The organism is Aminivibrio sp. (genome assembly GCF_016756745.1).
Lineage (GTDB): Bacteria > Synergistota > Synergistia > Synergistales > Aminobacteriaceae > Aminivibrio.
Genome location: NZ_JAESIH010000072.1, coordinates 39369 through 50593 on the forward strand (window position 1 = coordinate 39369; position 11225 = coordinate 50593).

The 11225-nt window shown below is 57.2% G+C and carries 7 protein-coding genes; all 7 read right to left on the bottom strand.

Features of this window, described 5'->3' with window-relative positions; all coding sequences use genetic code 11:
• Positions 1-73: 73 nt before the first annotated feature.
• A complete protein-coding gene (locus JMJ95_RS12475) occupies positions 74-784 on the bottom strand; it encodes a FadR/GntR family transcriptional regulator (RefSeq protein WP_290685860.1) in 711 nt (236 codons plus the stop codon).
• Between the two features lie 392 nt (positions 785-1176).
• The gene (locus JMJ95_RS12480) at positions 1177-2745 is read right to left on the bottom strand and encodes an FAD-binding protein (protein ID WP_290685863.1); all 1569 of its coding nucleotides are present in this window, start codon (positions 2743-2745) and stop codon (positions 1177-1179) included.
• Positions 2742-4637 carry a TRAP transporter fused permease subunit gene (locus JMJ95_RS12485; RefSeq protein WP_290685866.1) on the bottom strand — a complete coding sequence of 632 codons (1896 nt, stop codon included), beginning with the start codon at positions 4635-4637 and terminating at the stop codon, positions 2742-2744. The genes JMJ95_RS12480 and JMJ95_RS12485 overlap by 4 nt, the downstream gene beginning before the upstream one ends.
• A gap of 126 nt (positions 4638-4763) precedes the next feature.
• Positions 4764-5783, bottom strand: coding sequence for a TAXI family TRAP transporter solute-binding subunit (locus JMJ95_RS12490; protein ID WP_290685869.1), 1020 nt, complete (start codon positions 5781-5783; stop codon positions 4764-4766).
• A gap of 224 nt (positions 5784-6007) precedes the next feature.
• A complete protein-coding gene (dapA, locus tag JMJ95_RS12495) occupies positions 6008-6898 on the bottom strand; it encodes a 4-hydroxy-tetrahydrodipicolinate synthase (RefSeq protein WP_290685872.1) in 891 nt (296 codons plus the stop codon).
• A 48-nt stretch (positions 6899-6946) separates the two neighbouring features.
• The gene (locus JMJ95_RS12500) at positions 6947-8098 is read right to left on the bottom strand and encodes an iron-containing alcohol dehydrogenase (RefSeq protein ID WP_290685875.1); all 1152 of its coding nucleotides are present in this window, start codon (positions 8096-8098) and stop codon (positions 6947-6949) included.
• A 761-nt stretch (positions 8099-8859) separates the two neighbouring features.
• Complete coding sequence (locus JMJ95_RS12505; protein ID WP_290685878.1) at positions 8860-10026, bottom strand: radical SAM protein; 1167 nt, start codon at positions 10024-10026, stop codon at positions 8860-8862.
• Positions 10027-11225: the final 1199 nt, after the last annotated feature.

Below are 11225 nucleotides of genomic sequence, written 5' to 3' on the forward strand. Positions count from 1 at the left end.
AAGAGAAAGTCGTAATTTCCTCTTGTAAAGATGAAAGCCTCCTTGGATCAAGGCCGGGGAGGCTTTCGTGCTTTCAGATCTTGAACCCCGAGCTCACAATGCTTTCCGAAGCCCGCTCCACCGAGGCCTGAATGTGGTGGAGCACATGCTCGGCAGCCCTGTCGCCGTCCTGCTCCCTTATGGCGTCCAGGATACGCCGGTGTTCGCTGAATATCTCGTCGAAGCGGAGTTCCTCCCGCCTGAAGATGAGGGATGTGCTCGCCTTCTCGTATGCCTGGGAGACCGTTTCGTAGATGCGGCAGAGAAACTGGTTCCCGGTCGCCGCCATGATCTGGGCATGGAAGATCCTGTTCCACTTTGAGAGAAGCGATTCCATGTCGTTTCTGCCGGACTCGATGATGGCATCCATCTGGGCGACGGACTCCCCGATCTTCCGCAGATCCTCCGGAGTGCGTTTTTCCGCCACGATTCTCGCGGCTTCCGGTTCGATCATCATGCGGACCTGAAAGATTTCCAGCATCATCGAAGGCGGCCAGTGACCCGAAAAAATGAGCTCCGGCAGATCGTGCCGGGGCATGAAGATTCCCTGCCTGTCCCGTATTTCAAGCAACCCGAAGGCTTCAAGCACGGCGATGGCCTGCCGCAGCAGGGGCCGCGTGACGCCAAGGGCAGCGGCCATGTCCCGCTCGGAAGGAAGTTTTTCCTCCGCGTTCACTTGTATCTTCCCCGAATTCAGATGGTCGACGAGTTCCTTTGCCAGCGCTCGTCTTCTGTCAGTCATCATGATCCCTGCCCCGTTCTGCAATTTCCTTCGTGATGTTTTTCCGGCGACCTCTTTTTATGATGCCATAACCCCGCGAAAAATTATAGGCCCGGCTTCCTGGATTCCAGATGGCGGATCCCTAAATCCGCACCCCAGCGGTGAGCTTCACCGGGGAACTCTTGGGCGGGGGGTGCAGATTGTCGTCCTTGACAACTGCCCATGCGAGTCCCGCGGCTCCCTGCGTTCGCCGGTTGCCTGCCTGTGAAACCGACATCCGTGTCGGTTTCTCTCACCTCAGGCGCCCTTCCCCAGGGGATAATCTCTTCGCCCCTGGGGAGGGCGAATTCACCTTATGCCCGGCGACATTCCCTCTGCCTGAAAAACTGCGGATTTAGGGGATCCACCTCTTCAGTCTATCTCCGGATATGTTCTAAGAGGACTTCTCCGCCCGCGTTCTTCAGACGGATGGAGCAGGTGAACTCCTCCCTTTGTTCCGGAAAATCCGTTCTGTTGTGAGTGCCGCGGGTCTCTTCCCTGGCCAGGGCGGCCTTTGCGAGCAGCAGGCCCGAAAGGGCGCACTGCTCAGTGAAGGTGTCCTGCTTCGCCTGAGCCATGAGGTCCATGAGGGCCCCCAGAGCCGTTTGAAGGCCTATGGCATCCCGCTCCCGCTCCACGTATTTCGACACAGTTCCCCTGACCCTGGGAAGGAGAGCCGCCCGAACGGCCCTGTTTTCGGAGAACCGGGGGATTTCCGGTAGTCCGGGAAGGTCCTCCGCGGGAAACTCCGACATGGAGGCTGCCGCCATCAGCCCGGAGACCGCTGCCTGGGTGGCGGCGTTGCCCGCCATGCGGCAGGCGCCGTGTATGCCTCCGGCCGCTTCCCCTGCGGCGAAGAGGCCGGGGATGTTCGTTCTACACCGGGAGTCGATTTCCAGCCCTCCCGAATGGCTGTGGGCCATGGGACCCACCTCCAGGAGATGGTGTTTCACGTCGAGTCCGGCGTTTTTCAGCCGTTCGTAGAACCACGGATAGGCCTCGAGCACCTTCTGGTCGAGGTGGCGCAGGTCCGCGTAGACACCGCCGAGGGGGCTGCCGTTTCCGGCCTTCAGCTCTTCCCGTATGGCGTTGTTGATGAGGCTTTTCGGCGCCCCCGCCTCGCCCTGGGGGCGGACTTTCAGCAGGAATCGCTCACCCCTGCTGTTGAGAAGGTATGCTCCTTCGCCGAGCATGGCGGTGGGGCAAGGTTCGCCTACGGCATCGGGAGGGCCGTAGCAGACCATGGGTTCGAATTCGACGAATTCCAGGTCGATGAGAGACGCCCCGGCCTCGAAGCCCATGGCGAGGGTTCGCCCATCGATATCGGCGGGATAGGTGGATTTGCAGTATAGGTTGCCCACACCGCCCCAAGCCGCTAGGACGACAGGAGCCCGAAGCGCTTTCAGAGGCTCTCCGGGTGTCAGGCAGGCCGTTCCGGTGATGCGGCCGCCGCTGACCAGCAGGTGAACGCATGATGTGTTGTCGAAAAACAGGACGCCTTTCTTTCCCAGTCCACTGCGCAGCACGTTCACGATGTGGCTGCCGATGAGCGTATCGGTACGGCAGAGAGACCTGGGGCAGCTTGATCCAGAAGCCCTGCGCAGCAGGTATCGGCCGTCCTCCAGCCTGGCGAAGGATACCCCCCAGCGCTCCAGGAGAGTCACGCATTCTCCCGTCAGAGCTCCCAGAGCCTCCACGAGTTCCCTGTTGCCAATGCCGTAGCCTGCCGCCAGCATGTCCGAACAGTACATCTCAGGGCTGTCTCCGGAAGGGTTGTCCGGCAGGACGGCGTTGAAGGCGGCGATATAGGGGGCGCCCCCGTAGCCCGGGGAAAGAACGGCGATTCTGCCCGCGCCCCGCTCTGTGAGAGAGCAGGCGGCGATCAGGCCGGCGATGCCGGAGCCTGCGATGATTGCGTCGAATGTACCGTTGTCCCTTGTATTCACAGTTTCTCCTCCGTGAGCGTTTTCCGGCTTCTGAGGGTGCACAGGAGAATCACGGCGGCGCCCATGGACATGCCGATTATGTCGGTCATTCTCTCCGGCAGGATCATCAGAATGGCGGCGGAGATAAGAACGGCCCGCTCAATGGTTCTCAGTGGCGCGAAAATGTATCCTGCCATGCCGGCGGCGAGAAGCAGGGTTCCCGCGAAGAGCACCGCCGTCGACTTCACGATCTCCAGGCCGGATCCCATGAGCAGGATCGCCGGCTCGTAGACAAAGATGAAGGGGATCAGGAACGCCACGAGGGCGTACCGGGCCCCGAGCCACCCTGTCTTCCATGCGTTGCCCCCGGCGATTCCCGCCGCGGTGAAGGAGGCGAGGCAGACCGGCGGTGTGATCTGAGCCATGATCCCGAAGTAGAAGACGAACATGTTCGCCGGGAGGGCAGGCACCTTGAGAGCGGCGAGGGTTGGGACGAAGAGGATGTTCGCCACCAGATAGGCCGCAACCGTGGGCAGGGCCATGCCGAGAAGCATGCACCCACCCATGGTGATCAGGAGGGCGATGACCAGATTACTTACTCCCACTCCGGCGATGATGGTGGACAGTTTCGTTGCAAGACCCGACTGGATGACGATGCCGATGATGATGCCGCAGGCGGCCGTTGGGATGGCGATGTCGGCGGCCTGGCGGGCTCCCTGGAGGGCCGCCTCGAAGAGGCGTTTCATGCTGACATAGTATTTGCCTCCCAGGACGAATCGGTTGACGAAATTGACCCCGATGGCGGCGTAGATGCCCATCATGCCGCTGCGCATCAGCGATGCCCCGGACACCATGTAATAGACGAGGATGACGGCCGGGAGAAGCATGTACAGCCGGGGAACTATGACGTCCACCTCGATGGTGATCTCGGCGGAGGCTTTGGCAACCCGCTGTTTCTGGGCTATGAAGGTGACGAACAGGAAGATGGACAGGTAGTAGGCGACGGCCGGGATGATGGCCGAAAAGGCGACCGTCTTGTAGGGGACGCCCAGCATTTCGGCCATGATGAAGGCCCCGATGCCCATGATGGGCGGCATGATCTGTCCGCCCGTGGATGCCACAGCCTCGATGGCCCCGGCCTGCTCCGGGGTGTAGCCGACCTTCTTCATCATCGGTATGGTCATGACGCCGGTGGTAGAGACGTTGGCCACGGCGCTGCCGCTTATCATCCCCATGAGGCTCGAGGAAATGATGGCCGCCTTGGCGGGACCGCCCGAACTCTTGTTGGAGAACTTCAGCCCGATATCGATGAGAAGCTGGCCGCCGCCGCAGGCGGAGAAGAAGACTCCGAAGACAATGAAGTAGAACAGGCTGTTGGCGGAAGTGTATAGAGGCGTTCCGAGAATCCCGTCAGGCCCCATGGTCATGAGTTCAGTAAAGGTCTCGAGGTTCGTTCCCCGGTATCGGAGGATGGACGGGAAGTGGTGGCCGAACCATGCGTAAAAAATAAAGAAAAGGATGAAGAAGAAGAGAATCTTTCCCATGGTCCGCCGGACAGCCTCCATGAGGACGACAACGCAGACGGCCATGGCGACGACATCGATGGGCAGTACGTCCGAGATGAAGGCAACCCTAGTCGTCAGCCGGGGAGATTCCCAAATGAAGTAGTAGAAGAGGAAGGCGATTCCGGCAAAAAAGGCCAGATCCCCTATCTTTCCGAGGCGGTCTCCCTGTTCCGCTTCCCTGTAAAGGAAGACCACGAGAAGGGCAAGGAGCAGGTGTACCGGGCTTTGAAGCATGGGGTGAAGAGGGGTGAAGATGGCAAGATAGAACTGGAATGCTATCCAGATGAAGCTGACCGCTATGATGATCATCTGTCTCGCCGTCATTTTTGCCGGAGTGTACTCTGACATTTTCTGTATCCTCCTGTCGTGCGTTCCGCTCTTTCTGTTTCTCTCTCGGGCAGGTATCGCCGCCCCGGAAAAGAAGGAGCCGCAGCCGGAATTCCGCTGGCGGCTCCTCCGTAAAAGGGATCTATGTTACTTCATGTAGTTCTTTTCGCGGTAGTACTTCTCTGCGCCGGGGTGGAGCGGAGCGCCTGTTTTCAGTATGTCGTGGGCCGTGGCGGGATCAAAGGAAGCCAGTGTGGCGTTGGCCTCGACGAGCTTGTCCTTGCCTTCGCAGAGGGCCTTTGTGAGAACATAGACCACGTCATCGGGAACGGAAGCCGAGACGAGCACGACCTGGGGGGATCCCACGGACTGGATTTCCTTCGTCTGGCCGTTCCAGGTGTTGGCTGGGATGGTGATGTTATCGAAGCCCTGGTCGTTCATCTTCGCCCGGGTTTCGGCGGAAAGCTCGGGAAAGAACATGTCGGTGGTCAGGCAGAGTTCCGTGGTTGCGGACTGTCCGGCCCCCACGTGGTCGATGGTCATGTCCGCCTTGCCGTCCTTGAGAAGGCTGACGATGGCCGCGCTCCCCGTCTGGGTCACGCTTCCGCCCCAGGATCTGATAGTGTCGTAATCGACGCCGAGAACCTCGAGCACCTTGTTGCACGCCAGTTCGCCGAAGGACCCGTTGGCCTTAATGGCGATGCGCACGGGATGCTTTTTGGCGACGACCTCTTCCACGGTGGAGATGCCCGTCCTGTCCACGAATTCCTTGGTGAACATGACGTTGACGAAATCCTTGCCCAGTCCGCCGGCCATAGACCGAACGCTCTTAGTGGGTTTGCTGCCGAGAATTCCTCTCTCGTAGGCCCACTTGGCGGGAGCGGAGTTGCCGAGAACGATGTCGCAGGCACCCTTTTCAAGAATGACCGGGGCGCCCACGCCGCCGGGAGAGGTGGTGGTCACGTCGATCTGGGAACCGGCGGGAAGAGCGGGAATCCAGACGTTGACGATGGCAGAAGCGTACATGTACATGGCCGACCCCACGCTCTGGGTGGCAAAGGTCAGTTTCACCGGCTGGTCAAGCGCGGCGAGTGCGGTTCCGTCGGTGAAGGCAAGCAGAAGTGCAGGAACCATAAGAAACGCAATCACTTTTCTCGAGATTTTCATACCTGTTTCCCTCCTGTTATGGTGTGTTTTTCCTGTTCGCAAGTTTTCACTGCCCCGAAAGCCTGCGAACCGAAGGTGTGTCCGCCGGGCAAATCTTCGTGCGGGTCTTCCGGGAGTTTTTCTGTTTCTCTCCCGGATCCCTGTGCCCCCGTTTTCCCGGGGTACCTTCGTCCGCCGGAAAGAGCGCCTGTTTTCTGCCGTCCGGTTTTTTCACCTCCCTTATCTCATTCCGCGCCCGCGTAGTGCTCTTTCAGCACCCTGCCGATTTCTTCCGTCACCTTGGGATCCTCGCTCCAGAAGGGCTTCCGGCACGGCCCCACAGGATAGCCGAGGAGATTGGCCGCCATTTTGACGATGGAGTTGGGGTTGCCGAGCCGTAAACAGTTCCGTATGGCCCTGATGGAGTCCTGGGCTTTTTTGGCCCCTGCGAAGTCGCCTTTTTCCCAGAGCTCGTATACCGACACCAGTGTCCGGGGGAAGAGATTGGCGATGCCACAGACGCCACCCCTACCGCCGGCCTGGAGCGTCCAGAGGAGCAGCGAGTCGTTCCCCGAAAGAACGGCGAAATCGTTGCCCGCCGTTCTTTCGAGAAACTGGAGGATGGTGTCGAAATTACCGCTGGAATCCTTCACTCCGGCGATGCCGGGGATCTTCGAAAGCCTTTCCACCGTGTCCGGCGTCATTGAAACGTTGGTGCGCGCAGGAATGTTATAGAGGATCACAGGGATGGAGACCGAACCGGCGATGGTCTCGTAGTGGGTAATGAGTTCCTTCTGGGAGAGGGCGGCGAAAAAGGGAGTGATGATCGAGAGGGCATCGGCGCCGATCTTTTCGCACTCCCTGGAGAGACGTACCGTATCCGCCGTTCCCGGGCAGCCCGTTCCCGCATAGACGGGAAGGCGCCCGTTGTTCTCTTCTACGGTAATTTCAAGCACCCGGAGCTTTTCAGCCTCGCTCAAGACGTAAAACTCTCCGTTCGTCCCGAAGACGAAGAGGCCGTGTACTCCTGCGGCAATCTGGCGGCGAATCTGACTCCGGAGCTCTTTTTCATTGACGCTTTCGTCCGGGTTCATGGGAGTTACAAGTGCCGGTATGACTCCGTGAATATCGATCATGGACTTCTCTCCGTTCAATGTGGTCTTACGCAGGGGCCGCAAGGTCCTCTACGGCAGCAGTTTCAGGTAAATGTTCCGGGCGTCCTCCGGCGTGACGGACTTCGGGTTGTTGTCGAGCAGCCGGGTGACCTTCATCGCCGCGGCGACGATCTCGTCAAGGTCTTCCTTCCGGACCCCCCATTCCCGGAGGTCGGACGGGATGCCCAGGGAACGCACTAGTGAAAAGATGCCCTCCACGGTTTTTTTCGACGTCTCCTCATCATCGGCTCCCGGAGGAATGCCCATGGCGGCGGCGACTTCGGCGAACCTGTCTGTCACGGCATGCCGGTTGAATTCCATGACCCAGGGAAGAAGAATGGCGTTGGATATGCCGTGGGGTATGCGGTACCGCCCGCCCAAGGGATAGGAGAGGGCATGAACGGCCACGGTGCTGGAGGATGCGATGCACATGCCCCCGTAGAAGGCGGCGAGAAGCAAGTCTTCCCGTGCCTGAAGATCCAAGCCGTCTTTGTAGGCCTTCATCAGGCTGCGGCTGATCAGTCTTATGGCCTCGAGGGCGTACAGGTCCGAGAAGGGATTCCGTTTCTTCGAGATGAAGCACTCTATGGCGTGGCAGAAGGCGTCCAACCCTGTTGCAGCGGTGACGTTCGGGGGGAGGGTCAGGGTGGCGGCGGGATCGAGGAAGACGCAGTCGGGAACGAAAAAGGGATGGACAACCCCCACTTTCAGCTTCTGTTCAGGGACCATCACGATGGAGTTCGGGGTCGCCTCTGAGCCCGTTCCTGCGGAAGTGGGTATCGCGATCAGGGGAACACCCCTTTCCCTGATGAGCTGAGCGTCCAGCAGGTTGTCCTGGTAGCCGGGGTTCCGGAGGAGCACGGAGACCATTTTCGCGCTGTCGAGGACGCTTCCGCCCCCCATAGCCACTACCAGATCCACTCCGAGACCCTTCAGTTTTCCGAAAAGCTCCTTCACCTGGCCTGTCTCCGGCTCCACGGGAATGTCGCTGACAATGTGGAGCTCGGAACCGGGAACAGCCAGCAGCTCCAGTGTTCTGTCGGCTCCGCCGTTTTTCCGCACGTTTCCGTCCACAAGGAAGGCAACGGATGTGGGGGCGTAGGAAGAAACGATCTCCCCTATCTGCTCCAGGCTTCCATTCCCTGAAACCACATCCCGCGGCGGACGCATTCTGTAGGTCATAATGCTCACTCTCCTGTCGTGGAAAAATCCATTCGGGAAAAGAAAATCTCCCGGGTAAGTTTCTGGTATACCATGGTAACCAAATAGGTGCGGTCTGATTATATTCATAACTCAGCAAACTTGTCAATGGGAAAGGCTCAACCTAAATCCGCACCCCAGCGGGAGCGTCACCGGTGTTCGCTTGGGCCGCCGATGCAGATTGTCGTCCCCTCAGGCGCCCTCCCTAGGGGATATCTCCGCAAAGATGCGCGGAACGGGATCTCTTAGCCCCTGGGGAGGGCGCCTTCACCTTATGCCCGGCGACACTCCATCTGCCTGAAAAAACTGCAGATTGAGCTCAATATGTTGCGAGACAGTGATAATGTTACCCCTGAAACGGGACAGAACGGGAAGAGGGAAAGGAAAAAGGCTGAAAGCAAAGAGCAAAGCGAAAGGAAGACGCGGAGACCGTCGAAAGACCATCCATGGCACGGTCCTTTGAAACACAGAAACCATGAGAGACCTGTCCGGATCCGCTGGAAGTTTTCGATGAGGATTTTACCGGAAGTATTTGCTGTGTTCGTGTTTCAATAAAGAAAGAAGGGCTGGGGGTGACATTTTCCCCTGTCCTTCTTTCGAGCCTTTGAGGGTGACATTTTCCCTGTTTCTTGACACATTGTTAAGCGTTGAGGTCTCTGAGGATGGGAAGAAATTCTTCGGGAATGTATACCTCAGTTTTTATCCACTGCATGAAAATTTCCTCCCAGGGTGTAGGTGTACTTCTAATCCCTGTTGTTTTCCCGTTCCGCCGTCCCGTCCATGAGTTTTTGAGCTACAGGAGCCCATGCCTGCGCTGTGGAAACACATTTGGCGGTCAGATCGTCCACGTCTTCAGGAGAGACGAGTTCAGTGGAAACCACGTGCGTTTTATGGACCATTGAGGCGAGACGGTCCGGATTGTCCAAAAGGGGACAAGGTCGAAGATGGTTGGAATTAAAAGGCTGATTTCGCCTATACTCTTGGAAAATGGGGGATTTGAGAGCCTCCAGAAGGGTCGTCTCTTTTATGTTCGAGCTGGCATAATGAATAAAAGCACAAGGTTCCACATCTCCAGCGGCGTTGATATGTAGATAGCGCCGTCCGCCCGCGATGCATCCCTCCACATATTCTCCGTCGTTCCAAAAGTCAAGCGTGAAAATGGGTTTTGTGCGTCTGTATTCCCGGATTTTCCAGTACATAAATTCCCGCTGTTCCGCCGTGACCATAAGATCGGGAATGGCATCTTTCCCCACCGGCATGTAGGTAAAGAGCCAGCCGAAAAGGCAACCCCTCTCGATCATATCGTCAAAAAAGGTTTCGCTGCCGATCACGGATGTATTCTTTCTGTGGTAACATGCCGAAAAACCGAAGGGAAGTCTTTTTTCCTTTAATATGCTCATTGCCTGAAGAACTGCTTGATATGTTCCTTCTCCCCGTCGCATGTCCGTTTCTTCTTCAAAACCCTCCACACTTATCGCCGGAACGAAGTTTTTCACCCGGAGCATATCATCCGCAAACTTGCTGTCGATAAGCGTCCCGTTTGTGAAAGCGGAAAAAACGCAGTCATCATGACGTGCGCACAGCTCCAGAATATCCTCTTTCCTGAGAAGAGGTTCTCCACCGGAAAAGAGATACACGTAGGTTCCCAGTTCCTTTCCTTGTCTGACGATGCTGTCAAGAGTCTCAAGGTCGAGGGAGAGGCGGTCGCCGTATTGTGCGGCCCAGCATCCGAGACAGTGGAGATTGCATGCGGACGTTGGGTCCATGAGGATCGCCCAGGGAATATTGCAGTCTTCTTTTTTAGATACTTCGTTCCGTAGTCGTCTTCCAAGAATTCCTGAATTAAGGACGAAGTTCTCGAAGAGTTTTTTCAGGACATCCGTGTCGATGTTGGTATAAATGCTTTTCATTAAGGTATTCCAATTATTGGCAGGATCTGCGAAATATTCTTCGAGCTTTTCGTACATAGGAGTATAGGGCGAGTGTGGGTCAAAACGCTTAAGCCAACGAAGAACACGGGGAATATTTTTTTCCGGATCCGATTCGAGAAAAGCCGCGAGCTGTTTAAGGGCAAAGGCGTCGATACTCTTCCTGAGATTGTACATTGTGAACACCTTCCTTTCGTTCCTTTCGATGTCGAATGCTATTTTGCATGGGATACATTGTCCGAATCCTTAATTTCGGCTGAACGCAGATTTTAATAAGTGTACCACAGAAGAAACGCGTTTTCACTCTGTACAAAGACCCCCTAAATCCGCACCTCAGCGGGGAGTGTCACCGGAACTCGCTTGGGCGGGGGGTGCAGATTGTCATCCTTGACAACTGCCCAAGCGAGTCCCACGGCTCCCTGCGTTCGCCGGTTGCCTGCTTGTGAAACCGACATCCGTGTCGGTTTCTCTCACCTCAGGCGCCCTCCCCCAGGGGATAATCTCTTCGCCCCTGGGGAGGGCGAATTCACCTTATGCCCGGCGACATTCCCTCTGCCTGAAAAACCTGCGGATTTAGGAGACCCTCGTGTTACGAGACAGGGATAATGTCATTACAAAGGCCCTCGTTTCAGGGGTCGTTTTCGATGAAGCTCCCGCAATTGGGTTTTTCAGCCCTTTTTATCCGAATATTACCACCGGCTGCTGCTGTCCGACTTACCGGGGGGGGAAAAAATTTCAATCCCCTTTTGTTTGTCATCCTGAGGCCGGCATCTTGGCCGAAGGATCTGGTACTTCTTGTCATTCTGAGGGCGAAGCCCGAAGAATCTCGGTCTTGAGGGGCAAGACCAACCCCGAGATCCTTCCCTCGCTGTGCTCGGGGTGCTTCGCGATCGCTTCGCTCAGGACGACAGAAAGGGTGTCATCCTGAGGCCGGCATCTTGGCCGAAGGATCTGGTACTTCTTGTCATTCTGAGGGCGAAGCCCGAAGAATCTCGGTCTTGAGGGGCAAGACCAACCCCGAGATCCTTCCCTCGCTGTGCTCGGGATGCTTCGCGATCGCTTCGCTCAGGATGACAAAAAACAAGGCCTCAGGTCGACAGGCTTTTGTTTGTCATCCTGAGGCCGGCATCTTGGCCGAAGGATCTGGTACTTCTTGTCATTCTGAGGGCGAAGCCCGAAGA

What these genes read in the sequence shown, in the direction of transcription:
- JMJ95_RS12485 (WP_290685866.1), bottom strand. Translation starts at nt 4,637, where the DNA reads ATGTCAGAGTACACTCCGGCAAAAATGACGGCGAGACAGATGATCATC.
- JMJ95_RS12500 (WP_290685875.1), bottom strand. Translation starts at nt 8,098, where the DNA reads ATGACCTACAGAATGCGTCCGCCGCGGGATGTGGTTTCAGGGAATGGA.
- JMJ95_RS12490 (WP_290685869.1), bottom strand. Translation starts at nt 5,783, where the DNA reads ATGAAAATCTCGAGAAAAGTGATTGCGTTTCTTATGGTTCCTGCACTT.
- dapA (WP_290685872.1), bottom strand. Translation starts at nt 6,898, where the DNA reads ATGATCGATATTCACGGAGTCATACCGGCACTTGTAACTCCCATGAAC.
- JMJ95_RS12505 (WP_290685878.1), bottom strand. Translation starts at nt 10,026, where the DNA reads ATGAAAAGCATTTATACCAACATCGACACGGATGTCCTGAAAAAACTC.
- JMJ95_RS12475 (WP_290685860.1), bottom strand. Translation starts at nt 784, where the DNA reads ATGATGACTGACAGAAGACGAGCGCTGGCAAAGGAACTCGTCGACCAT.